Source organism: Kineococcus sp. TRM81007, assembly GCF_022669155.1.
GTDB lineage: Bacteria > Actinomycetota > Actinomycetes > Actinomycetales > Kineococcaceae > Kineococcus.
On record NZ_JALBVB010000060.1, the window covers coordinates 136,254 to 159,328 of the forward strand.

A 23,075-nucleotide genomic window follows, 5' to 3' on the forward strand; every position below is an offset into this window, starting at 1 on the left:
GACCGGGCACTCCTCGATGCAGGCCTTGTCCTTGAGGTCCACGCAGGGCTGGGCGATGACGTACGTCACTGGGCGCTGCTCCTCTCGCTGTCGGTGGTGGTGAGCGTGCGGGTGGTGCGGCGGTGCCGGCGCACCGAGTGGGCCACGGCGAGGGCGCCGGCGGCCAGGACGAGCGCGTAGACGGCCCAGCGGACCGCGTCGGGGGCGCCGATGGACTCGCTGCGCAGCAGGGTTCGCGAGTTCGTCAGGACGATGACGGCGCCGACGGCCGAACCCAGGACGTGCGGCGGGGCGAAACGCACCAGCCAGGCGGCGATGGGCGCGGCGATCAGGCCGCCGAGGAGCAGCGCCAGCACCCACGTCCAGGCGATGCCCTGCGAGCCGAGCCCCACGAGGAAACCCGCGCTGGCCGCCACCGCGACGAGGAACTCGCTGGTGTCCACCGACCCGATGACCTTGCGCGCCTCCAGCCGGCCGGAGGCCAGCAGGGCGGGAGTGCCCACGGGGCCCCAGCCACCACCGCCGGTCGCGTCGACGAACCCGGCGAACAACCCCAGCGGGGCCAGGAATCGCCGCCGCAGCGGCCGGTGCAGGGACCGCTCGTCGAAACGGGCCACAGCGGAGCGCAGCAGCACGTACACCCCGAGCAGCAGCAGCACGGCGCTGATCACCGGTGCGGCGACGGCCGTGGGCAGCGACGACAGGACCGTCGCCCCCAGGAAGGCCCCGACCGCGCCGGGCACGCCCACGCGCACCACGACGCGCCAGTCGACGTTGCCGAAGCGCCAGTGCGCGGCCCCGGAGGCCAGCGTCGTGCCGATCTCCGCGAGGTGGACGGTGGCGGACGCGGCGGCGGGACTCGCCCCGACGACCAGCAGCAGCGTCGTGGAGGTGACGCCGTAGGCCATGCCGAGGGAGCCGTCGACGAGCTGGGCCAGCAGGCCGACCAGGGCGAGCAGGGCGAACTTGTGCACGTGCGGTCCATCCGTCGTCCGTGGACCCGGGGGTCCGCGCTTGCCGGACGCCGAACGGCGAACGGCCAGGTCTTCACCCGGAGCACCCCGCCGCAGGAGGAGGGTTGCCGACCAGCGAGCCGGGGCTTGGCGCTGGTACTCGTGACCGCTCCTGACGTTAGAGGAGCCTCGGGCACCGGTCAACACGTTCGGTCAGCACGCGTCGTGGAACGTGCGACGACGGGCGCGGCGCGCGGATCGGTCGAGCGTGTTGGAGTTCCCGCGCTCGTGCCCTAACGTGGTCACGTGGTCCAGCCCTCTGCCGTGCGTCTGATCTCGCGCCGGTACGTCGACCTCATGCGGCTGCAGAGCGCCTACGCCTGCCGCTCCGGTCGCTCGCTGCACCCCACCAGCTGAGGGCCTCCTCACGAGGAGGCCCGTCTCCCCCGTGAGGTTCCATGACACCCGACGCCAGCACCACCCCCCTCGAGCAGACCGCCCCGCAGGCACCGCGGCGCGCGGCGCGTGCCCCCCGCCCCGGCGGCGACGGCCAGTGGCGCATCGACGGCACGAAGCCCTTGAACCACAACGAGGAGGTCAAGGCGGCCGACGGTGGCCTGAACGTCCGCGAGAGGATCGAGCGCGTGTACGCGCCGGGGGGTTTCTCCTCCATCGCGCCGGACGACCTCAACGGCCGGTTCCGCTGGTGGGGGCTGTACACGCAGCGGCGTCCCGGGATCGACGGCGGGCGCACCGCCCAGCTGTCCGCGCAGGAGCTCTCCGACGAGTTCTTCATGCTGCGGGTCCGGATCGACGGCGGTTCCCTGACGACCGAGCAGCTCCGGGTCGTCGGCGCGCTCTCCACGGAGTTCGCCCGCGACACGGCCGACATCACCGACCGCCAGAACGTGCAGCTGCACTGGGTGCGCATCGAGGACGTCCCGGAGATCTGGCGCCGGCTGGAGGCGGTGGGCCTGCAGACCACCGAGGCGTGCGGCGACACCCCGCGGGTGGTGCTGGGCAGCCCGGTGGCCGGCATCGCCCGGGACGAGCTCATCGACCCCACCCCGGTCATCACCGAGATCGTGGACCGCTTCATCGGCGACCCGGAGCTGGCGAACCTGCCGCGCAAGTTCAAGACCGCGGTGACCGGCCACCCCAGCCAGGACGTCGTGCACGAGATCAACGACATCTCCCTGGTGGGCGTCGTCCACCCCGAGCTCGGCGCGGGCTACGACCTGTGGGTCGGTGGCGGGCTGTCCACCAGCGCCCACCTCGCCCAGCGCCTGGGCGCCTTCGTCGCTCCGGACGAGGCCGCGGAGGTGTGGCGCGCAGTGGTGGAGATCTTCCGCGACTACGGCTACCGGCGGCTGCGCAACAGGGCGCGCCTGAAGTACCTCGTGGCCGACTGGGGGCCGGAGCGCTTCCGCCGCGTGCTGGAGGAGGAGTACCTGCACCGCGCCCTGCCGGACGGGCCGCCGCCGCCGGCGCCCGCCGGGCGCGGGGACCACGTCGGCGTCCACGAGCAGAAGGACGGCCGGTCCTACGTGGGCCTGTCCCCCACCGTCGGTCGGGTCAGCGGCACCCTGCTGGGCGAGCTGGCCGACGCGGCCGAGGCCGCCGGTTCCCACCGGGTGCGGCTGACACCGCACCAGAAGGTCGTCGTGCTGGACGTCGAGCCGGACCGGGTCGAGGCCTTCACCGCCCGCGTGGAGGAGCTGGGCCTGACGGCCAGCCCCTCACCGTTCCGGCGCACCACCATCGCCTGCACCGGCATCGAGTTCTGCAAGCTCGCGATCGTCGAGACCAAGGACACCGCGACGCGGGCGATCGAGGAGCTGGAGCGGCGCCTGGCGGGGGTGGAGATCGACACCCCCATCACCCTGCACGTCAACGGGTGCCCGAACTCCTGCGCCCGCGTCCAGACCGCGGACATCGGGCTCAAGGGCCAGCTGGTGCGCGACGAGCACGGCGAGCAGGTGGCGGGTTTCCAGGTGCACCTGGGCGGCGGGCTGGCCTCCGCCGACCGCGCCGAACCCGGCGTGGGACGCACCGTGCGCGGCCTGAAGGTGACCGCCACCGGACTGCCCGACTACGTCGAGCGTGTCGTGCGGCGCTACCTCGACACCCGGGAACCGCGCGAGACGTTCGCGGCCTGGGCCCACCGCAGCGACGAGGAGGCTCTGCGATGAGCGAGACGACGACCACCGTCCCCGCGCCCCGGGCTCGCCGCGACCGCGACGAGCTGCGGGAGCTGGCCGGGCGCGGCGCCGCCGAACTGGCCGGCGCGGGCGCGGAGGAGGTCGCCGCCTGGGCGGCGGCCACCTTCCCCGGGACCCTCGCGGTGGCGTGCAGCATGGCCGACGCCGTGCTGCCCCACCTCGTCTCGCGGCACGCGCCCGGCGTGGACGTCCTGTTCCTGGACACCGGCTACCACTTCGCCGAGACGCGCGGCACCCGTGACGAGGTGGAGCTCACGCTGCCGGTGCGCGTCGTGGACGTCCTGCCCCGGCAGACGGTCACCGAGCAGGACGCCGAGTTCGGTCCCCGCCTGCACGAGCGCGACCCCGGCACGTGCTGCCGGCTGCGCAAGGTCGAGCCCCTCGCCGCCGCGCTGGGCGGGTACGAGGCGTGGGTGACGGGCGTGCGCCGTGAGGAGGCCCCCACCCGCGCCGGCACCCCGCTGGTGCAGTTCGACGAGCGGCACGGCCTGGTGAAGCTGAACCCGCTGGCGGCGTGGACGTTCGACGAGCTCGTCGGCTACGCCACCGAGCACGCCGTGCCGGTGAACCCGTTGCTGACGGCCGGGTACCCCTCGATCGGCTGTGCGCCGTGCACGAGGCGGGTGGCCCCCGGTGAGGACCCGCGCTCCGGGCGCTGGGCCGGCACCGGCAAGACCGAGTGCGGGATCCACCTGTGAGCGCGGCGACGACGGCCGCCGTGCCGGCCGCGCGCACCGGTGCCGCGCACCCGGCTCCCGCGCTCGTCGACGACCTGCGTGCCCTGGAGGCCGAGGCCGTCCACATCATCCGCGAGGTGGCCGCGGAGTTCGAGCGGCCGGTCCTGCTGTTCTCCGCGGGCAAGGACTCCATCGTGCTGCTGCGCCTGGCGGAGAAGGCGTTCCGCCCCTCCCCCGTGCCGTTCCCCGTGATGCACGTCGACACGGGCCACAACTTCGACGAGGTGATCGAGTTCCGCGACCGGCGCCTGGCGCAGGGCGGGCACCGCCTCGTCGTCGCCTCCGTGCAGGCGAGCATCGACGCCGGCCGCGTGCGTGAGGACGCGCCCGGCGCCTCGCGCAACCGGCTGCAGACGCGCACCCTGCTCGACGCGCTCGCCGAGGGCGGCTTCGACGCCGCGTTCGGCGGGGCACGCCGCGACGAGGAGCGCGCCCGCGCCAAGGAGCGGGTCTTCAGCGTCCGCGACGCGGCCGGGCAGTGGGACCCGCGCCACCAGCGCCCCGAACCGTGGTCGCTGTACAACGGCCGCGTCCACCGCGGTGAGCAGGTCCGGGTGTTCCCGCTGAGCAACTGGACCGAGCTGGACGTGTGGCGGTACATCGCCGCCGAGGGCCTGGAACTGCCGAGCATCTACTACGCGCACGAGCGCGACGTCGTCGAGCGCGACGGGATGCTGCTGGCCGTCTCCGACCTCACGCCCGCCCGGCCCGGTGAGCGGGTGCAGCGCCTGCGGGTGCGGTACCGCACCGTCGGGGACCTCACCATCACCGGAGCGGTGCGTTCCGACGCCACCGACGTCGACGCCGTCATCGCGGAGATCGGCACCGCGACCGTGTCCGAGCGCGGGGCCACCCGGGCGGACGACCGGACCTCCGCCGCCGCGATGGAGGACCGCAAGCGCGAGGGGTACTTCTGATGCGCGAACTCCTGCGGATGTCCACCGCCGGTTCGGTGGACGACGGCAAGTCGACCCTCATCGGCCGGCTGCTGCTCGACACCGGCAGCCTGCCCACCGACCACCTCGAGGCGGTCGACGGCCCCGACGGGCCGGACCTGGCGGCCCTCTCGGACGGGCTGCGCGCCGAGCGCGAGCAGGGCATCACCATCGACGTGGCGTACCGGTTCTTCTCCACCGACAAGCGCAACTACGTCCTGGCCGACACCCCCGGGCACGAGCGCTACACCCGCAACATGGTGACCGGGACCTCGAACGCGCACCTGTCGATGCTGCTCGTCGACGCGCGCGCCGGCGTGCTGGACCAGACGCGCCGGCACGCGCGCATCGCGACGCTGCTGGGGGTGCCGCACCTGGTGGCGGCCGTGAACAAGATGGACCTCGTCGACTTCGACCGGTCCCGCTTCTCGGCGGTGCGCGAGGAGCTGCGCGAGGTCGCCGACCGGCTGGGGGTGCGCATGCTCGTGGTGCCCGTCGCCGCCAAGCACGGCGACAACGTGGCGCGCCGCTCCGCCGAGACGCCCTGGTACGACGGCCCGACGCTGCTGGAGCACCTGGACTCCGTGGAGGTGCTGCCGCCGGACTTCGGCGTGGGGCGCCTGCGGCTGCCCGTGCAGTGGGTCTCGCGCCCGGTCGCCGGGCGCCGGCGCAGCTACACCGGCCGGATGGCGGCAGGGTCCCTGCGCGCCGGCGACGAGGTCGTCGTGCTGCCCTCGGGCGCGCGCACCCGCGTCAGCGCCGTGGACACCCTCGACGACGGGCGCGAGGTGGCCGTGCCGCCGCTGTCGGTGGCGGTGGAGCTGGCCGACGAGGTCGACGTGGGCCGCGGCGACGTGCTCGTCGCCCCCGACGCCGAGCCCACGGTGACGCGCGAGCTGCGCGCGCAGGTGTGCTGGATGCACCCCGAGCCCCTCGTGGCGGGTCGCCGGCTGCTGCTGAAGCACACCACGCGCACGGTGCGCGCCGAGGTCGGCGCCCTGCACGACCGGATGGACCCGCGCACCCTGGCGGAGCTGCCCGCACCCGACGCCCTGCAGCTCAACGACATCGGTGCGGTGACGCTGCGCACCGCTGTCGACCTCGTCGTGGAGCCGTACGCCCGCAACCGCGACATGGGCGCGTTCGTCCTCATCGACGAGCACACCCACGACACGGTGGCCGCCGGGGTCGTGCGCGAGGCCACCGACCGGCGCACCGCGGCGTCCCGCGGCGAGGAGCCCACCTGGCGGCCGTCCACGGCCGCGCGCCCGCACACCGGTTCTGCGCTGTGGCTGGTGGCGGCGCCGGGCGCGCCGGACGGCGAGGAGGTCGCCCTCGCGGCGGAGGCCGCGCTGCTGGCGGCGGGCCGCGCCGCCTACGCCCTCCGGGCGGGGAACGTGCGCGCCGGCCTGGCGGCCGACCTCGGCGACTCGGCGCCGGAGCGTGCGGAGTCGCTGCGCCGCACGGCGCACGCGGCCCGGCTGCTCGCCGACGCCGGTCTGGTGGTGCTCGGCACCGCCGCGGACGCGGTGAGCGCGCGCTCGGCGGCCGGCGTGGTCGCCGACGGCGGCCCCGCCGCGCGGGTGCTGGCGCTGCAGCCCGGTGAGGCCGTGGAGGCGGCCGTGCAGCGCGCGCTGGCCGTCGTCGGCGGGGAGGCGGAGCGCGGCTGATGCAGCCGCTGCACCTGGACGTGCGCGGACGCCGGGTCGTCGTGGCCGGCGGTGGCCCCCTCGCCGCCGGCTGCGCCCGCGACCTGGCGGCCCTCGGCGCGGACGTGCTCGTCGTCGCGGTGCACCTGTGCGAGGAACTGGCCGAGCAGCACGACGCCGGAGCGGTGCGCTGGCGCGAGGGCGGCCTCACCGGCACCGACCTGGACGGCGCCTGGCTGGTGCACGCCGCCACCGGTGACGCCCGCGAGGACGACGCCGTGGCGGCGCTGGCCGAGCAGCGGCGACTGTGGTGCGTGCGCCCGGACGCCCCGGCGGCCGGCACGGCCGTGGAACCGGCCGTCGTGCGCCGCGACGACGTCGTGCTGTCGGTGGACGCCGGCGCCGACACCGAGCGCGCCCGTGCGGTGGCGGTGCGGCTGGGGCACCTGCTGGACTCGGGCGCGGCACCGCTGCGGCGGCACCGGCCCCGCGCGGGCCGCGTGGTCCTCGTCGGCGGCGGGCCCGGTGAACCGGAACTGCTCACCCTGCGCGGGCGCCGCCGGCTGGCCGAGGCCGACGTGGTGGTGGTGGACCGCCTGGCGCCCACGGGGGTCCTCGCCGAACTGGACCCCGACGTGGAGGTCGTCGACGTCGGCAAGACGTCCGGGAAGCACCCCGTGCCGCAGGAGGAGATCAACCGCGTCCTCGTCGACGCCGCCCTCGCCGGGCGCACCGTGGTCCGGTTGAAGGGCGGTGACCCGTACGTCCTCGGCCGCGGCGGCGAGGAGGTGCTGGCGTGCCGCCAGGCGGGTGTCGAGGTGGAGGTGGTCCCCGGCGTCACCAGCGCCTTCGCGGTGCCGGCGGCCGCCGGGATCCCCGTCACCCACCGGGGCGCCGCCCGCTGCGTCACGGTCCTGTCCGGGCACGAGGACCTCGACGGCGACGACCTGGGGGCGCTGGCCCGGCTCGCGGGGACGCTCGTGGTCCTCATGGGCGTGGCCGCCCTCGACCGGCTCGCCGCGGGTCTGCTCGCGGCCGGCCGCGACCCGGCCACCCCCGTGGCGGTCGTGCAGGACGGCTGGACCCCCCGGCAGCGCACCACCACCGCACCGCTGGCGGACATCGCGCGGGTGGCGCGGCGGGCCGGTGTCCAGGCCCCCGCGGTCGTCGTCGTCGGAGAGGTCGTCGACGTGCTGGGCCCCGGCCCGGGGGCCCCCTGACGGGTTCGCAGGGGTTTCCCGGCGACCCCTCCAGCCGCCGGGAACCCGGGGCCGCCGGGGAACGCGCGAGGGCGGGACGCGGTCGTGCCGCGCCCCGCCCCGGGAGTTCCCCGCGCCGTCAGCGGGTGCCGGGCTCCGGGCCCACCACGATGGGCGCGCGCACCGCGTTGCCCCACTCCGTCCAGGAACCGTCGTAGTTCCTGACGTCCTCCAGGCCGAGCAGGTGCGTCAGCACGAACCAGGTGTGGCTGGAGCGCTCCCCGATGCGGCAGTAGGTGATCGTCTCCGTCTGCGGGGTCAGTCCCGCACCGTCGAAGTAGATCTCCTCCAGCGCCGCACGGTCCTTGAACGTGCCGTCCTCGTTGGCCGCCTTCGCCCACGGCACGCTCGCCGCACCGGCGATGTGCCCACCGCGCAGGGTGCCCTCCTGCGGGTAGTCCGGCATGTGGGTGCGCTCACCGGTGTACTCCGGCGCGGAACGCACGTCGACGAGGCCGCCGCGGTGCTCTCGCACGTCGGGCGCGAACGCCCGCACGCGGCTGTCGTCGCGCTCGACGACGGGGTACTCGGTGCGCTCGCGCTGCGGAGCCTCAGTGGTCAGCTCGCGCCCCTCGGCGGCCCACTTGGCGCGCCCGCCGTCCAGCAGGCGCACGTCCTCGTGGCCGAACAGGGTGAACACCCACAGCGCGTACGCGGCCCACCAGTTGCTCTTGTCGCCGTACAGCACGACCGTGTCCTCGCGACGGATCCCCTTGCGCGAGAGCAGTTCCGCGAATCCCGCGCCGTCGACGTAGTCGCGCGTGACCGGGTCGTTCAGCTCGGTGTGCCAGTCGACCTTGACCGCGCCGGGGACGTGGCCGGTCTCGTACAGCAGGACGTCCTCGTCGCTCTCCACCACGACCAGGCCCTCGCGGCCCAGGTTCTCCGCGAGCCAGGCGGTGCTCACGAGCTTCTCGGGGTGGGCGTAGGCGGCGAACTTCGCCTCGGTGGTGTCGACGGGCGCCGCGGCGGACGTGGGGGTGGGCATGGGTTCCTCTCCGGTACGGGTCTGCCCCGGACGTCGAGCGACGACCGGGTGGCGTTTCAGCGGTGGGTTCCCGCACGCCCGGGATCGGGCGGACGGGGCCGGCGGGGTGCGCCTCGGGTCCGCGGGGCGCACCCCGCGGTCGGGGGTCGCGCGCCGTCAGCGACAGGCGGCGGAACCGCGGCGGCACAGGTCGATGTGCCGCCGGGAGTGCAGTTCGGTGGTGCGGTCCTGCGTCATGCCGTGCCCTCCATCGGTCCCGGCGGAAGCACCCACGCCCTGCGGGAGGGGGGTTGCTGCGGCGTCGTCGAGCCAGGTCTCTCGGCCGCTCTGGATGGTCGTGGGGCAACCGTGCCCGTTGCGGGGCAGCGCTGTCAACCCGCCCCCGGCGCGGGCGGGTCCGGCCCACCGGTGCGGGCCCGCGGCACGGCACGTCACCGCCGCTCAGGTGGGGGCGAGCTCCAGGGCGCGGCACGCCACGGCCCCGCCCACACCGGTCCCCTCGACCCGCACGGTCGCGCTCTGCCCCGGCGCGAGGTCGCGCGCGACGGCGCGCCCGACGCCCAGCTGCGCGTCGGCGGCGTCCATCCACTCCACGGCGACCGCCAGGCTGCGCGTCTCCTGCGCGGTGTTGGTGACCTCCACGGTGGCGGTGGCGGTGGCGGTGGCGGTGGCGGAGGCACCGAGCTCGCCGCAACCGGTCACCGCGACGCCCTCGGGCGCCCCGGAGGGCCGGGTACCGCCGGCGACCCCGGCGGGCTCGGCGGGCGGCGACTCCTCCCCCGCGACACCACCCGGCACCTGCCCCGGCGCGTCACCGGTCGCGTCCGTGACGACGTCGTCGCGGGCGGCCGCCGTGACCACGACGACCACGGCGGCCGCCGCCAGCGACAGCACCAGCCCGGCCGCGGCGGTGCGCCGCACCGGGCCACGCCCGCGCAGGAGGACCACCAGGCCGGCCGCGGCACCGAGCACCGCCAGGCAGAGGGCCAGCACGTGCAGGCTCGGCACCAGCCCGGTCAGCGCACCCGCGACGCCGAGGACCACCGAGGCGATCGCGATCCCGCTGCGCCTGCGCCGGCCGCGCGGTGGTGCCGGTGGGGTGGGCGTGTGAGTCGTCATGGCGGACCCCGGGGCTCGTCGTCGTGCTCCTGGCCCCACCAGGGTAGGCGCGGGGCCCTGGAGACGGCGAGAGGGCCGGTTCCGAACGGAACCGGCCCTCTCCTCACCGCTGCGCGGCGAGCCGCTGTCGGGCTGACAGGATTTGAACCTGCGACCCCTTGACCCCCAGTCAAGTGCGCTACCAAGCTGCGCCACAGCCCGATGGCCCGCTCCCCCGTTGCCGGGCGGCGAACCGGGGTAAACCTTACATCACTTCCGGCGCTTCTCCCGCACCCGGACGCTCAGCTCGATGGGGGTCCCCGTGAAGCCGAACTCCTCGCGCAGGCGCCGCTCCAGGAAGCGGCGGTAACCGGCCTCCAGGAAGCCGCTCGCGAAGACGACGAAGCGCGGCGGACGCGTGGAGGCCTGCGTGCCGAACAGGATGCGGGGCTGCTTGCCGCCGCGCACCGGGTGCGGGTGGGCCGCCACGACCTGCCCCAGGAAGCTGTTGAGCCGCCCGGTGGGCACGCGCGTGTCCCAGGACTCCAGGGCGGTGTCCAGGGCGGGCACGAGCCGCTCCAGGTGCCGGCCGGTCGTCGCCGAGACGTTCACCCGCGGCGCCCACGGGATCTGGACCAGCTCCTTCTCGATCTCGCGCTCGAGGTAGTGCCGGCGCTCCTCGTCGGTCAGGTCCCACTTGTTGTAGGCCACCACGAGCGCGCGACCGGACTCGACGACCGTCGAGATGATCCGGATGTCCTGCTCCGTGATCGGCTCGCTGGCGTCCAGGAGCACCACGGCCACCTCGGCCTTCTCCAGCGCCGCCTGCGTGCGCAGCGAGGCGTAGAAGTCCGCCCCGCGCGTCAGGTGGACCCGGCGGCGGATGCCCGCGGTGTCCACGAACCGCCACGTGCGCCCGCCCAGCTCGATCAGCTCGTCCACCGGGTCGCGGGTGGTGCCGGCGGTGGGGTGCACCACGACCCGCTCGGAACCGGCCAGCTTGTTCAGCGTGCTGGACTTGCCGACGTTCGGGCGGCCCAGCAGCGCCACCCGGCGCGGCCCGCCCACCGGCAGCGCCCCGCCGACGGCGGAGACCTGCGGCAGCAGCCGCACCGCGGCGTCCAGCGCGTCGCCCGTGCCGCGCCCGTGCAGCGCGGAGACCGGGTACGGCTCGCCCAGGCCCAGGGCCCACAGCTCGGTGGCGTCGGCCTCCTGGCGCGGGCCGTCCACCTTGTTCGCCACGAGGACCACCGGCTTGCCGGAGCGGCGCAGCAACCGCACCACCTGCTCGTCGGAGGACGTCGCACCGACCGTCGCGTCCACGACGAACACCACCGCGTCGGCCAGGTCGATCGCGATCTCCGCCTGCTCGGCCACGGCCAGGTTCAGGCCCTCGACCTTGCGCTCCCAGCCGCCGGTGTCCACCAGGGTGAAGTCGCGCCCGGCCCAGTTCGCCGGGTAGGAGACGCGGTCGCGCGTGACGCCCGGCACGTCCTCCACGACCGCCTCGCGACGGCCGATGATGCGGTTGACCAGGGTGGACTTGCCCACGTTCGGGCGGCCCACGACCGCCAGCACCGGCAGCGGCCCGTCCGGGGCGCCCTCGGGCCCGGCGGGGCCCTCGGACTCCAGCAGCGCCACGTCCTCCGGGGAGAGGTCGTAGTCCTCCAGGCCGACGCGCAGGGCGTTCTCCACGCCGGCGTCGTGCTGGGCGTCGTGCTCCTGGGCGCCCTGCCGGGTCTCGTGCTCGTTCGGGGTGTCGGGGGTGCTCACCGCTGGCCTCCGGGTACGTCGTCGGACGCCATCTCGCCGAGCCCCAGCTCGTCGGCGTCCAGGTGGTCGGGCAGGGGGATCCTGGTGCGGCGCATGCTGTCCAGCACGTGCGCCGAGAGCCTGTCGCGGACCTGCTCCACGGCCGCGGCCAGCGCGACGCGGCCCGGCACGCCGGGTTCCTTCACGACGGTGAAGGGTTCCCCGAAGCAGTAGTGCAGCCTCCGGCGCGGCGGCGGGGCGGTGCGGTTGCGCTCGCCCGGGCGGTGCGCGCCCAGGCACGCCACCGGCACGACCGGCGCACCGGACTGCAGCGCGATCCAAGCGATGCCCGAACGCACCGACGCCGCGTCCCCGCGGCCGCGGGTCCCCTCGGGGAACACCCCGGCCGCGCCGCCCTCGGCGAGCACGCGCAGCACCGTCTGCAGGGCGTCGCGGTCGCCGTGGCTGCGGTCGATGGGGATCTGCCCGGCGCGCAGCAGCGCCCAGCCGAGGACGCCGCCGAACATCTCCTTCTTCACCAGGAAGGCCACGTCGCGCGGCGCCACCCCGTACAGCAGGGGGCCGTCGGTGAGGGAGGCGTGGTTGGAGGCCAGCAGCACCGGCCCGGTGGCGGGCACGTTCTCGGCGCCGTGCACGGTGGAGTCCCACACCACGTTCGCCAGGAACCTGCCCAGGCCCCTGGTCCACGCCTGCGGGCGCCCCGCGCGCGGGACGGCGACATCCTGCGCGGTGCCGCTCACGCACCCTCCCCGGCGGTGCTGCGCACCAGCTCGAGCAGGGCCGCCACGGTGCCGTCGAAGTCCAGGTGGGTGGAGTCCAGGGTGACGACGCCGTCGGCCGCGGTGGTGAAGGCCGTGGTGCGCGCGTCGACGCGGTCGCGCTCGGAGACGGAGCGGCGCACCGCCTCCACCGCGGCGGCGTCGGCGGCCCCCAGGTCCTGCTGCGCGCGGCGCGCCAGGCGCACCCGCTCGTCCGCGGTCAGCAGCACCCGCACGTGGGCCTCGGGGGCGACCACGGTCGTGATGTCGCGCCCCTCGGCGACCACGCCGGGGCGCGCACCGGGAGCCGGTGCGGCGCAGGCGGACTCGATGAGGGCGCGCTGGCGCAGCACCAGGTCCGAGCGGACGGCGGGCACGGCGGCGACCGCGCTGACGGCGGCGGTCACGTCCGCGCCGCGCACCTGCTCGCTCACGTCGCTCTCGGTGCCGTCGGCTCCCACGACCGCGATCGTCGGGGCCTGCGGGTCGGTGCCCACCGACAGCGCCACGGCCCGCACGTGCGCCGCGACGGCGGCGGCGTCGGCGAGGTCGACACCGGCCCGCAGCGCGGAGAGGGTGACGGCGCGGTACATGGCGCCGGTGTCGAGGAACGCCACGCCGAGCGCGCGCGCCGCGGCGCGGCTGACGCTGGACTTGCCGGAACCGGAGGGACCGTCGACCGCGACGACGATCCCCGCGGGCAGGGCCGGGCCGTCCCCGGCGGAGGCGGCTTCGGCGGGCGCGACGGGACCGCTGGAGGAGGTGGGCACCGCACGAGGCTAGTCGACCGGGCGGGCACCCACCGACCCGGCGGCCGTGCGGCCGGGCGCCACCCGCTCAGGACGCCGGGACGGTCCAGCCGCGCGCCCGCAGCGCCTCGGCCAGCGGGCGCGCGGCGGCCGGCAGCACGTCCACCGACGCCAGCGCGACCGCCTGCCCCGGGGAGTGCTCCAGGCGCAGGTCCTCCAGGTTCACGCCGGCCGCACCGACGTCGGCCAGCAGCCGGGCCAGCTCGCCGGGGAGGTCCGGCACGACCACGACCACGGTGGCGTAGAGGGCGGGCGCGCCGCCGTGCTTGCCCGGGATGCGGTCGCGGCCCGCGCCGCCGGCGGCGATGAGCCCGGCGAGGGTGCCGCGCGCACCCGGGGCCTGCGGATCGCGCTGCAGGGCCCGCAGGGCGCCCACCACGTCGCCCAGGTCGCGCGCCAGCGCCTCCAGGACGTCGGCGACGGGGCCGGCGTTGGCGGCGAGGATCTGCGCCCACAGCGCGGGGTCGCTGCCGGCGATGCGGGTGACGTCGCGCAGGCCCTGCCCCGCCAGGGCCACCGCCGGCTCGGGGGCCTCGCGCAGGCGTGCGGCCACCAGGCTGGCGGCGACCTGCGGGGCGTGCGAGACGAGGGCGACGGCCTCGTCGTGCTCGGCCGCGGGCATGGTCACCGGCACGCCGCCGCAGTCCAGGGCGAGGTCGTGCACGAGGGAGACGGCGCGCCGGTCCGCCGCCCGCGTGGCGGCGATCACCCAGGGCCGGCCGGCGAAGAGGTCCGCGCGCGCCGAGACGGCGCCACCGCGCTCGCGCCCGGCCATCGGGTGCCCGCCGACGTAGCGGGACAGGTCCGCACCCGCCGCGCGCAGCGCCGCCAGCGGACCGCCCTTGACGCTGGCGACGTCGGTGACGACGGCGCCGGGGTGGGCGGCCAGCTCGGCGGCCACGACGTCGGCGACCACGTCCGGCGGGGCGGCCACGAGCACCAGGCGCGGGTCGTCGCCCTCGGCGGGCAGCCGGCCGGCGCCCAGGTCCCGGGCGAGCGCCACCGCGGTGGGCGAGACGTCGCTGAGGACGACGTCGACGCCGCGCAGGGACAGCGCCAGGCCGGCGGAGGCACCGAGCAACCCGGTCCCCACGACGCGCACCGTGCCGCCGGTGCGCGCCGGTGCGGCCGCGTCGAGGGTCACCGCGGCCTACTGGGCGATGTCGCGGCGCAGGGCCTGCGCGCCGCGCAGGTAGACGTGGCGGACGTCGGAGCGCGGCAGGGTCGTCTCGACGTGCGCCATGAGGCGGATCACCCGCGGCATGGACCCGGCGATCTCCAGCTCCCGCGCGCACATGAGGGGCACGTCGCCCATGCCGAGCTCGCGCGCCGCCACGGCGGGGAACTCGCTCGTCAGGTCCGCGGTGCAGGTGAACAGGACGCTGATGAAGTCGTCGAGGCTCAGCTCGTTGACCCGGATCACCTCCGAGACGAGCTCGCGCGTCGCGTCGAGCACGACGTCCCGCTCGTCCACGTCGACCTGCACCGCACCGCGCACCGCCCGAACCGCCCGAACCGCCACGGGCCCCACCGTACCGACGCGGCCGGCGGCCGCGGCCGTGCCCCCGCCGTTCACGGGGCCCCCGTCGTTCACAGGCCCACGGCCGCCATGAGCTGCTGCACCTCGCCGCGCGTGAGGCGGCGGTTCTTGCCGGGCTTGAGGTCGCCGAGGACGAGCGGGCCCATCTGGGTGCGCACGAGCTTCAGGACGGGGTAGCCCTCGGCGTCCAGCAGGCGGCGCACGACGTGCTTGCGGCCCTCGTGCAGGACGACCTCGACGAGCGCGTATCCGGGCTTCGAGTCCACCAGGCGGAAGGAGTCCACGGTGACGGGCCCGTCGTCCAGCTCCACGCCGGCGCGCAGGTTCTTGCCCAGGTCGCGCTTGACGGGCCCGCGGACCTCCGCGAGGTACGTCTTCTGCACGCCGAAGGAGGGGTGCTGCAGGCGGTGCGCGAGGGCGCCGTCGTTGGTGAGCAGGATCAGGCCCTCGGTGTCCAGGTCGAGGCGGCCGACGTGGAAGAGGCGCTCCTCGCGCGGGCCGACCATGTCGGCCAGGTTCAGGCGGTCCTGCTCGTCGAACATCGTGGAGACCACGCCCTTGGGCTTGTTCACCACGATGTAGACCATCTGGTCGTCGACGGAGAAGCGCAGGCCGTCGACGTGGACGACCTGGCGGGACGGGTCGATGCGCACCCCGAGCTCGGTGACGACCTGGTCGTCGACCGTGACGCGCCCGGCGGTGATCATGTCCTCGCAGGTGCGGCGCGACCCGGCGCCCGCCTGGGCGAGGAACTTCTGCAGGCGCACGCCCTCGGGGTCGTGCACGTCGCCGCCGCGGCGCGGCGGCGCGGGGCCGCGGCGAGGCGGTGCGGGAGCGGGCGTGATGTCGTCCGTCATGCGGCGCGCGGAGCCGCGGCCGGCGGAGCGCTTGCCGGGCTGGTCCCCGGCGCGCTTGCCGAACGGCTTGCCGCCGCCCTTGCCGCCGGCGGCCGGCCTGCCGCGGCCCTGGGCGGGCCGGCCGCCGGTGCCGCCCTGGCGGCGACTGCCGCCCCCTCGGGGCGCGGTGGGGCTCATCGTGGTTCCTCCTGCTGGTCGTCGGGCGCCGCGGGGGCCTCCGGCTCGGCCGGGGCCGCCGGCACCGCGTCGTCCGCGGCGCTCGCGCGCTCGGGCCCATCATCCCCCACCGCGGGCGGCTCGCCGACCGCGCCGGCCACGGGCTCGTCGGTGGACCCGCCGGCGGAGTCCCGGGTGGACCCACCGGCGGGATCCCCGGTGGGCTCACCCGCGGGACCGCCCACGGGCACGGCCACCGCGTCCGCCACCGCCCCCGCGAGCGCCGCACCCGGTTCGGCGGCCAGCACCTCGCGCGGCTCCAGGTCCTCGGGGTCGACGTCCTCGGGCAGGAACGGCGCCAGCGGCGGCAGGTCCTCGAGCCGCTCGAGGCCCATGCGCTGCAGGAACTCCCCGGTGGTGCGGTAGAGGGTCGCTCCGCTGGTGGCCTCCACCCCGGCCTCGGCGACCAGGCCGCGGGTGAGCAGGGTGCGCATGACGCCGTCGACGGACACCCCGCGCACGGCGGACACGCGCGCCCGGCTGACGGGCTGGCGGTAGGCGACGATCGCCAGGGTCTCCAGGGCGGCCTGGGTCAGCTTGGCGGTCTGCCCGTCCAGCAGGAACGCCTCCACCACGTCGGCGTGCTCGGGGCGGGAGTACACCCGCCAGCCGCCCCCGGACTCGCGCAGCTCGAAGCCGCGCCCGGCCTCGGCGTACTCCCCGGCCAGCTCGCGCAGCAGCAGGTCCACCTCGTCGGGCGACTCGCCGGTGGCCCGGGCCAGCGCCTCGGCGCCCACCGGCTCGTCGGCGACCATGAGCACCGCCTCGATCGCCGCGCGCACCCGCCGGCCGGGGTCGTCCCCGGTCCCGCTCGCCGGGTCCTCCGCGAGGTCCCCCGCGAGGTCCTCGACCGCTTCCTGCACGTGCTCGCTCACCGCTCTCCCCCCGGCGCGGCGTCCGCGCCCTCGAACTCGTCGACACCCGCCAGCACGGCGGCGGCCCCCGCCGCGCCGTCCGCGGCCGCGGCGTCCCAGCGGACGGTCAGCGGCCCCAGCGCCTCCGGCTGCTCCAGGCGCACCCGCCGCTCGCGGAACAGCTCCAGCACCGCCAGGAACCGGGCGACGACCACCAGGGTGCCCAGCTCCCCCTCGCCGGCGTCGGCGGCGATCTCGGTGAAGGTCATGCTGCCGCTGCGGCGCAGCCGCTCCACGACGAGCGCGGCCTGCTCGCGCACGCTGACGGCGCTGGCGTGCAGGTGGTCCAGCCCCACGGCGGGGACGGGCCTGGGCGTCAGGGCGCGCGCGGCGACCGCCGCGAACTGCTCGGGGCTGACGGTCAGGACCAGGTCCGGCAGCAGCCTCTCGAAGCGGGGCTCGACGGCGACCGCGCGCGGCACCCGCCGCGACTCGCGCGCGAACCGCTCGGCGAGCACGGCGGCCACCTGCTTGTAGGCGCGGTACTGCAGCAGGCGGGCGAACAGCAGGTCGCGCGCCTCCAGCAGCGCCAGGTCCTCGGGGTCCTCCACCTCCGCGGCCGGCAGCAGGCGGGCGGCCTTCAGGTCCAGCAGCGTGGCGGCCACGACGAGGAACTCGCTGGCCTCGTCCAGGTCCCAGTCACCCTCACCCGCCGAGGCGGCGCGCAGGTGCGCGATGAAGTCGTCGGTCACCCGGGCCAGCGCCACCTCGGTGACGTCGAGCTGGTGCTTGGTGATCAGGCCGAGCAGGAGGTCGAAGGGGCCGGCGAAGTTCTCCAGCCGCACCTCGAAACCGGTGCGGCCGCCGGCGGGGTCGGTGCCGCCCGTGCCCGCGGGCACGGGCTCACGGGGAGGGGCAGCCACGTGCCCCACCGTACCGAGCCGGCCGGCGTCACGGGATCGGCGCGGCCGTCGCCGTCGCCGTCGGCACCGACACGCCGCCCAGGACGTGACCGCCTCACAGGAGGCTCAGGCGGGCGATGCGCTCCAGGTCCTCGACGGTGGCCGTGAAGGCCCGGCCCCGGACCCCGAGAACACCGAGGTCGACCGAACCGTCCGCCCCGCAGCGGAACCGCCAGGACGCCGTGGGCACGTCCCCGACGACGACGGCGGCCAGCTCGGTGTCCCCGGAACCCACCAGGCGTTCCAGCCGGGCGGTCTCACCGGCGTCGGGCGGCCCGGACAGGACGACGACGTGCGGCCGCGGGCGGCCGACCCGGCGGCTGCGGCGAGCGGCCAGCACGCCGTCGACGCCCAGGGCCCGGGCGGCACGCCGCCGCTCGGCCGCCTCGGCCTCCAGCCGACCCAGCAGACCGGCCAGCGATCCCACGTCCTCGACGAGTCCCGGGTGCAGGCCGGCGTGCCGGGACGCGAAACCCACCAGGTGCAGGTGCACCCCGTCGGACCAGGGGTTGAGGACGAGCTCGGCCGCCATCGACAGGGCCAGCGCGCGCGCGACCCCCTCGTCCCCGCCGAGGGCCACGAGGCCGGGAGCCGACTCCAGGTCCACGAGGAGGTCCTCCTCACCCACCCGTGCCACGTCCGCCAGCGCCGGGTACGGTGCGCGGCCGGACTCGTGGGGAGCGGGCAGGGTGGCAGCGCGCCCCAGGTCCTCGCGGCGGACCTCGAGCCGTGTCCCCGTGCCCGTGAAGGGGGCGGGTGGCCTCGGGCCCCCGGGGACGTCCGCCAGGTGCAGGACGAGACGGTCGGCGCCGAGACCGACGGCGAGCACCTCCGGCAGCGGTGTCCCCTGCTCGCCGGCGGCAGCGGCGAGCCGGCGCAGCGCGCGGTCGAGGAACGCTCCCCGCCCGGGGTCGTCCAGACCGCGTTCGGGCGGCGCGAGGGGCCCGACGGGCCGGGTGCGGCGCGTGGCGGTCAGCAGGCCGACCGCGACCAGGCCCGCGCTCAGGGCACCGCGCTGCAGGAGGTCGTCGCCGGCGGCGGGCGGCACCCCAGGCACCTCGAACACCCCGGGCACCTCGGACACCTCGGCCCGGGCAGCGGGCCGCTCCGCGTCGGGGCCCCCGGCGGGTGCGGTCAGGACCGGTCGCACCGGGACGTGCTGCGCGGCGTCGCCGGGAAGCAGCAGCACCCACCCCGGGCGGATGAGGTCGGCGTCCACCAGCCGTGAACCGTCCGGCTGAGCCCTGTCCACGTTGAGGTCGAAGATCTCGCGGTAGCGCAGCGGGTCGCCGAGCGTGCGCTCGGCGATGTCCCACAGGCAGTCGTGGTGGCGACCCGCGGGCGGCTGGACCACGTAGGTGACCGGGCCCGCTGCGGCCGCCGCGGACCGCCCCGCCCAGGCAGCGTCGGGCGCAGCGGCAGCGGCCGGGGCGGCTGCTCGCGCGGCGCCGGCCTCGCCCTCACCGGACACCGGCGGGGTGCGCGGCACCTCCTGCGCGCCGGTGAGCGCCACCGCGCCGAGCGCCCCGGTGGACGGCGACGGCACGGTCCCGGGCACCCACACCGCACCCGCCGCCAGGAGCAGCACCGCCCCCACGAGCCGCTGGGCGAGGACCTGCTGACCGCTGCCGAAGCGGGCGCGGGCGCTCACCCCGCCGCGCACCCAGGCGCGGACCTCCGCGAGCACGCAGGCGGTGAAGTGCGCCCACGTCAGCCACAGCACCACCGCGAGGACGTCGAGCACGACCGTGCCGCTCAACTGGGCGTCCAGCCAGCTGCGCGCGGGGAGGGTCGAGGGCAGCGGGTTGCCCACGAGCGCGACCAGCGCCCACGGGACGCCGACGACCACGGCGAGCAGGACGACCGCCGCGGCGGCGCCGCGCAGCACCTCCAGGCGCCGGGCTGCCGGGGTGGGGCCGCGTCGGGGCAGGCGGGCGGGCACCCGCTGCCCGGTGCGGTCCGGGCGGTCGAGGGTGGGGGTGGGCATCGGTCACCTCACGGTGGTGCGGTAGGGGTTCGTCACGAGGTTCGTCCTGCGCCTCCGGACGGGGGCAGCGGCACGACGAGGGTCTGCACCTCGGTCACCTGGATCCCCGTCTCGGTGGGCAGGTCGACCTCCCGGTAGGTCTGCCAGGTGGCTCCGGCGTCCTCGCTGATCTCGATGCGCCAGGTCTCCAGGGCCGTGACGCGGAAGGTGTCCCCACCGCCGTGGAAGTCCCGGCCGCTGGAGGTGCGGCGGTAGGTGTACGAGCACACCTCGGCACCGGTGCGCCTGGTGGCGCCCGGCGCCAGTTCCGCTCCCCCGCCCTCGCAGGTCACCGGTTCCGCACCCGGCAGCGGCCACACCCGCAGACGCACCACGACGGCACGCATGCGGGTGTCACCGGTGCCCACGACGGCCGGGTTCTCGGTCGACCCGCGCGAGAACGCGACGGTCTGCCCGACCCGTGGCCTGGTGGACGGCGACGTGCGGACCCCGGACGTCTTGATGCGCCCGCTGCGCTCGTGCACCAGGTCCGCGTACGCCTGCTGCCCGGGGGTGAGTTCCGTCCACAACGGGTACCGGTCGGTGGAGTCCAGGTGGACCAGGACGGTTCTCGGCACGATCCGCATGCCCCAGGACGGGATCCCGGTACGGGGGTCCGCAGGGGGCTCGATGCAGTGCTGCACCAGTTCCACCGGTGGTGGTGGCGGGGGTGGTGGGGGCGTGGTCGGCACCGGGGTGGACCCGGGTTCCGGGGTCGCGGCGGGTCCCGCGGTGGCGGTGGGTCCCCCCGTGGGAGCGGGTTCCCCCGTGGGGGTGGGCGCCGGTTCCGGGGTGGGGTCCGCGGTGGGTCCAGGCACCGCCGACGTCGTCGGGGTGGGCGCCGGGCCCGCACCCGTCCGCGGCGGTTCCACCGCGGCCCCGGGCGCCGCGAGGAGCAGGGACGCCGGCGCGACGACGGTGCCCGGGACCCTCGCCGAGGTGGTCGTGGGACCGGCGTCGTCGGGGGACCTCAACCAGCAGGTCGGGGGTTCCGCACCGCGCAGCAGGTCGCCGAAGCTGGCGGAACGTCGCGACCCGGCGCACCTGAGCCCGTAGCTGCCGCCACCGTTGAAACCGCTGCCCGCGCTGGCGTACGTCAGGCAGTTGCCGTGCGCGCTCACGCCCACCGGCGTCGGCGACGCCATCGGTCGCGCGGCCCCCGCCTCGGCCGCCACGGCCGCGGTGGGCGCGAGGAGCAGCGGCGCCAGCACGGGCAGCAGGGCGGCCCGCACCAGCACCGCACGACGCCCACGAGCACCGGGCGCGGACCCGCCCGCCCGCATCAGAACCGCTCCACGACGACGTCGCCGGCGGTGCACGCCCCGCTGGTGGAGGCGACGTCGTCGACCAGCCAGCGACCGTCCACGCGCAGCACCACGGCGGTGGCCGTGGAGTAGCGGGCGGTGTTGACGGGTTCCCCGTCGGCGCGGTCCACCTGCCAGCCGCGGTCCTGCAGGCACAGCTGCAGCACCACGCGGTCCTGCCCCTCCCGGGTGCTGCCGAGCACACCCACCGGGTACGGGCCGGGCATCTCGTCGCCGAGGTTCTGCGCGAGCAGGGGCACCGCCCACTCCAGCGCCGCCGTGGTCAGCGTCGCCCTCAGCGCGGGCAGGCGCGCGGGGTCGGCGACGCGCGCGTTGACGGCCAGCGCCTGCTCGCGCAGGTACACGCGCACGGCGACGGCGGCCGGGTCGCCGTCCCAGGGTCCCGCCGCGGCCGGCGAGGACGCGGTACCGGGGACGGGGCCCGGCGCGGCGACGGCGGGCGTGCCCGCCGGTGCCGGCGGGGCCACGTCGGAGGCCTGGTCCGAGCAGCCGGTGGTGAGCACCAGCCCGGCGGCCGCGACGAGCGCGGCGGTGGTCCTGGTCACGTGGCGTCCTCCTGGTCGGTCCCCTCGAACGGGCGGGCTCGGGCGTCGCCCGCGGCGTGCAGCTCGCGGACCCCGACGATGCCGAGCAGCGTCGTCGGCAGCACCACCTCGACGTGGGTCGTCACGACGATCCGGCGACCGTACGGGTCGCCCTGCCCGGTGATCCCGGTGAAGCACGCGCCCGGTCCGGTGATCGGTGCCCCGGCCGCCACCGCGTCCCGGCAGTACGCGTCCACGCGCTCGCGCACCTGCGCGTCCGGCAGCAGGACCAGGTCCTGCGCGTCCACGTCGACGGCCGCGGCGCCGGCGCGGGCGGCCTCCTCGGCGTAGGCGACGGCACGGGCGCGGGCCGCCAGCTGCCGGGAGGCGTCCAGCACCAGCCCGGCCAGCAGCAGCAGCACCAGCGCCAGCACGGGCACGGCCGGGGCGATGGAACCCTCCTCCTCGTGCCCCACCGCGAGGCGCGGGCGCTTCACCGCACCCCCCGGTTGGGGTCCAGGGGGCTGGAGAAGGAACTGCTCACCGTGACGTGGCCGGGGGCGCCCGGCAGTCCCAGGTCCGCCAGGGCGTACCGGCACCGGGCGGTGACGGTCACCGGGGTTCCCGGCTCGAACCGGGCCAGCGGCTCCACGGCGAGGGTCTCGGCGCACTCCCCCTCGCCGACGGCGGCGCGGACGACCTCCTCGGCGCGCGAGCGGGCGTCGTCCGCCGAGCGCGCCTGGGTGGCGCTGCGCGCTGCGTCGCGCACCCCGGAGTCCAGGGTCGCCGAGACCAGCCCGGCGCGCCCGTACGCGAGCAGGAGCGCGACGAGCAGCAGCACGGCGGGGGCGACGAGGGTGAACTCCAGCGCGAGGCTGCCGGCCTCGCGCTCCTGCCTCCCGTTCACCCCTCGCTCCCGAACAGCTCGCGCGGCCCGGCGGCGCTCTGGGTGGTGCTCAGGTCCAGCCCCGGCACCAGGCTGATGACGCGGCCGCTGACGCTCACCCGCACGCGCCGGCCGTCGGCCGACCAGGTGGTGCGCACCCCGGGGTCCAGCAGCGCCTCGCGCCCCACCGTGGTGGCGAACTGCCGGACGTGCTCCTCGACGCCTCCCTGCCCGGCGGCCACGGCCTGCTCGTCGGCCAGCAGCCGCAACTGCGAAACTCCCTCGCGGGCCGACTGCAGCGCGACGGAGCGCCCGTAGGCCCACAGGCCCGCCTGGATGCCGAAGAACACCAGCAGCAGGAACACGGGCGCCAGGAACGCCGTCTCCAGCGCCGCGCTGCCGCCGTCGCGCCCGGCGGAGCGGCCGCGCTTCAGCCCACACCCGCGCAAGCCGTACCGACCGCCACCGTGGAGCACTCCTCCAGCGCCTCGCTCTTGGTCCTCACGATGTTGTAGACCACCCCGCCGATCACGGAGGCGGCCACCACGACGACGGCTGCGATGATCGCCCACTCCAGGGCGGAGGCGCCGGCGTCGCGGCCCTGCGCCGCGGCGCGCCGGGCACGTGCGGACAGCAGCCGCGCCAGGCGCGAGATCGATGGGGACATCGGTTTTCCCTTCGGTCGGGTGCGTGCGGCGCGAGAC

The 23,075-nt window shown here is 76.4% G+C and carries 22 protein-coding genes, 1 tRNA gene, 2 pseudogenes and 2 riboswitches; of the genes and pseudogenes, 5 read left to right on the plus strand and 20 right to left on the minus strand.

Annotation, left to right across the window (positions count from 1 at the left end):
- Positions 1-69: pseudogene (locus MN205_RS22220) on the minus strand (ferredoxin); the annotation flags it as partial.
- Complete coding sequence (locus MN205_RS19780; protein WP_242130170.1) at positions 66-974, minus strand: sulfite exporter TauE/SafE family protein; 909 nt, start codon at positions 972-974, stop codon at positions 66-68. The pseudogene MN205_RS22220 and the gene MN205_RS19780, both read right to left, overlap by 4 nt.
- A gap of 31 nt (positions 975-1,005) precedes the next feature.
- A riboswitch (SAM riboswitch) is annotated at positions 1,006-1,121 on the minus strand.
- Positions 1,122-1,411: 290 nt separating this feature from the next.
- Here MN205_RS19780 and MN205_RS19785 point away from each other — a divergent pair.
- The 5 genes and pseudogenes from MN205_RS19785 (at position 1,412) to cobA (ending at position 7,716) form a co-directional block, all read left to right on the plus strand.
- On the plus strand, positions 1,412-3,145 hold the full coding sequence (locus MN205_RS19785) for a nitrite/sulfite reductase (protein WP_242130171.1): 1,734 nt from the start codon (positions 1,412-1,414) through the stop codon (positions 3,143-3,145).
- Positions 3,142-3,873 (plus strand): phosphoadenylyl-sulfate reductase, encoded by a 732-nt coding sequence (locus MN205_RS19790; protein WP_242130173.1) that lies wholly within the window; start codon positions 3,142-3,144, stop codon positions 3,871-3,873. The genes MN205_RS19785 and MN205_RS19790 overlap by 4 nt, the downstream gene beginning before the upstream one ends.
- A gap of 20 nt (positions 3,874-3,893) precedes the next feature.
- The gene (gene cysD, locus MN205_RS19795) at positions 3,894-4,829 is read left to right on the plus strand and encodes a sulfate adenylyltransferase subunit CysD (protein ID WP_242738781.1); all 936 of its coding nucleotides are present in this window, start codon (positions 3,894-3,896) and stop codon (positions 4,827-4,829) included.
- Positions 4,829-6,391, plus strand: a pseudogene (locus MN205_RS19800) (GTP-binding protein); the annotation flags it as partial. The gene cysD and the pseudogene MN205_RS19800, both read left to right, overlap by 1 nt.
- 125 nt (positions 6,392-6,516) lie before the next feature.
- On the plus strand, positions 6,517-7,716 hold the full coding sequence (gene cobA / locus MN205_RS19805) for a uroporphyrinogen-III C-methyltransferase (protein ID WP_242130180.1): 1,200 nt from the start codon (positions 6,517-6,519) through the stop codon (positions 7,714-7,716).
- A gap of 118 nt (positions 7,717-7,834) precedes the next feature.
- Here the strand turns inward: cobA and MN205_RS19810 are convergent, their stop codons facing one another.
- The 18 genes from MN205_RS19810 to MN205_RS19895 all read right to left on the minus strand — a co-directional run bounded on the left by MN205_RS19810 (position 7,835) and on the right by MN205_RS19895 (position 23,038).
- Positions 7,835-8,743 carry a sulfurtransferase gene (locus tag MN205_RS19810; RefSeq protein ID WP_242130181.1) on the minus strand — a complete coding sequence of 303 codons (909 nt, stop codon included), beginning with the start codon at positions 8,741-8,743 and terminating at the stop codon, positions 7,835-7,837.
- Between the two features lie 244 nt (positions 8,744-8,987).
- Positions 8,988-9,081, minus strand: a riboswitch (SAM riboswitch).
- 103 nt (positions 9,082-9,184) lie between these two features.
- Positions 9,185-9,862, minus strand: a complete 678-nt coding sequence (locus MN205_RS19815) for an FxLYD domain-containing protein (protein WP_242130182.1) — start codon at positions 9,860-9,862, stop codon at positions 9,185-9,187.
- 127 nt (positions 9,863-9,989) lie between these two features.
- Positions 9,990-10,063, minus strand: a tRNA-Pro gene (locus MN205_RS19820).
- Between the two features lie 48 nt (positions 10,064-10,111).
- Positions 10,112-11,614 carry a ribosome biogenesis GTPase Der gene (der, locus tag MN205_RS19825; RefSeq protein WP_242130183.1) on the minus strand — a complete coding sequence of 501 codons (1,503 nt, stop codon included), beginning with the start codon at positions 11,612-11,614 and terminating at the stop codon, positions 10,112-10,114.
- Positions 11,611-12,354: a 1-acyl-sn-glycerol-3-phosphate acyltransferase gene (locus tag MN205_RS22225; protein WP_242130184.1), complete on the minus strand. Its 744-nt coding sequence runs from the start codon at positions 12,352-12,354 to the stop codon at positions 11,611-11,613. The genes der and MN205_RS22225 overlap by 4 nt, the downstream gene beginning before the upstream one ends.
- On the minus strand, positions 12,351-13,142 hold the full coding sequence (gene cmk, locus MN205_RS19835; protein ID WP_242130185.1) for a (d)CMP kinase: 792 nt from the start codon (positions 13,140-13,142) through the stop codon (positions 12,351-12,353). The genes MN205_RS22225 and cmk overlap by 4 nt, the downstream gene beginning before the upstream one ends.
- A 67-nt stretch (positions 13,143-13,209) precedes the next feature.
- A complete protein-coding gene (locus MN205_RS19840) occupies positions 13,210-14,325 on the minus strand; it encodes a prephenate dehydrogenase (RefSeq protein ID WP_242130186.1) in 1,116 nt (371 codons plus the stop codon).
- Between the two features lie 6 nt (positions 14,326-14,331).
- A complete protein-coding gene (aroH, locus tag MN205_RS19845) occupies positions 14,332-14,703 on the minus strand; it encodes a chorismate mutase (RefSeq protein WP_242130187.1) in 372 nt (123 codons plus the stop codon).
- A 68-nt stretch (positions 14,704-14,771) separates the two neighbouring features.
- Positions 14,772-15,755 carry a pseudouridine synthase gene (locus tag MN205_RS19850; protein WP_242130188.1) on the minus strand — a complete coding sequence of 328 codons (984 nt, stop codon included), beginning with the start codon at positions 15,753-15,755 and terminating at the stop codon, positions 14,772-14,774.
- Positions 15,752-16,669, minus strand: coding sequence for an SMC-Scp complex subunit ScpB (scpB, locus tag MN205_RS19855; protein ID WP_242130190.1), 918 nt, complete (start codon positions 16,667-16,669; stop codon positions 15,752-15,754). The genes MN205_RS19850 and scpB overlap by 4 nt, the downstream gene beginning before the upstream one ends.
- Positions 16,666-17,571 carry a ScpA family protein gene (locus MN205_RS19860; RefSeq protein ID WP_242130192.1) on the minus strand — a complete coding sequence of 302 codons (906 nt, stop codon included), beginning with the start codon at positions 17,569-17,571 and terminating at the stop codon, positions 16,666-16,668. Before MN205_RS19860 ends, scpB begins: the two co-directional genes overlap by 4 nt.
- Positions 17,572-17,665: 94 nt before the next feature.
- On the minus strand, positions 17,666-19,597 hold the full coding sequence (locus tag MN205_RS19865; protein ID WP_242130194.1) for a LysM domain-containing protein: 1,932 nt from the start codon (positions 19,595-19,597) through the stop codon (positions 17,666-17,668).
- A gap of 32 nt (positions 19,598-19,629) precedes the next feature.
- Positions 19,630-20,874, minus strand: a complete 1,245-nt coding sequence (locus MN205_RS19870; RefSeq protein WP_242130196.1) for a hypothetical protein — start codon at positions 20,872-20,874, stop codon at positions 19,630-19,632.
- Between the two features lie 44 nt (positions 20,875-20,918).
- Complete coding sequence (locus tag MN205_RS19875; protein ID WP_242130198.1) at positions 20,919-21,506, minus strand: hypothetical protein; 588 nt, start codon at positions 21,504-21,506, stop codon at positions 20,919-20,921.
- Positions 21,503-21,982: a pilus assembly protein TadG-related protein gene (locus MN205_RS19880; protein WP_242130200.1), complete on the minus strand. Its 480-nt coding sequence runs from the start codon at positions 21,980-21,982 to the stop codon at positions 21,503-21,505. Before MN205_RS19880 ends, MN205_RS19875 begins: the two co-directional genes overlap by 4 nt.
- Positions 21,979-22,392, minus strand: a complete 414-nt coding sequence (locus tag MN205_RS19885; protein WP_242130201.1) for a TadE/TadG family type IV pilus assembly protein — start codon at positions 22,390-22,392, stop codon at positions 21,979-21,981. Before MN205_RS19885 ends, MN205_RS19880 begins: the two co-directional genes overlap by 4 nt.
- The gene (locus MN205_RS19890; RefSeq protein ID WP_242130202.1) at positions 22,389-22,820 is read right to left on the minus strand and encodes a TadE family protein; all 432 of its coding nucleotides are present in this window, start codon (positions 22,818-22,820) and stop codon (positions 22,389-22,391) included. Before MN205_RS19890 ends, MN205_RS19885 begins: the two co-directional genes overlap by 4 nt.
- On the minus strand, positions 22,802-23,038 hold the full coding sequence (locus MN205_RS19895; RefSeq protein WP_242130203.1) for a hypothetical protein: 237 nt from the start codon (positions 23,036-23,038) through the stop codon (positions 22,802-22,804). Before MN205_RS19895 ends, MN205_RS19890 begins: the two co-directional genes overlap by 19 nt.
- Positions 23,039-23,075: the final 37 nt, after the last annotated feature.

Excerpts from the sequence above, each read along its gene's own strand:
- MN205_RS19785 (WP_242130171.1), top strand. The coding sequence starts at position 1,412 with ATGACACCCGACGCCAGCACCACCCCCCTCGAGCAGACCGCCCCGCAG.
- MN205_RS19790 (WP_242130173.1), top strand. The coding sequence starts at position 3,142 with ATGAGCGAGACGACGACCACCGTCCCCGCGCCCCGGGCTCGCCGCGAC.
- cobA (WP_242130180.1), top strand. The coding sequence starts at position 6,517 with ATGCAGCCGCTGCACCTGGACGTGCGCGGACGCCGGGTCGTCGTGGCC.
- MN205_RS19810 (WP_242130181.1), bottom strand. The coding sequence starts at position 8,743 with ATGCCCACCCCCACGTCCGCCGCGGCGCCCGTCGACACCACCGAGGCG.
- MN205_RS19815 (WP_242130182.1), bottom strand. The coding sequence starts at position 9,862 with ATGACGACTCACACGCCCACCCCACCGGCACCACCGCGCGGCCGGCGC.
- MN205_RS19850 (WP_242130188.1), bottom strand. The coding sequence starts at position 15,755 with ATGAGCCCCACCGCGCCCCGAGGGGGCGGCAGTCGCCGCCAGGGCGGC.
- MN205_RS19865 (WP_242130194.1), bottom strand. The coding sequence starts at position 19,597 with ATGCCCACCCCCACCCTCGACCGCCCGGACCGCACCGGGCAGCGGGTG.
- MN205_RS19895 (WP_242130203.1), bottom strand. The coding sequence starts at position 23,038 with ATGTCCCCATCGATCTCGCGCCTGGCGCGGCTGCTGTCCGCACGTGCC.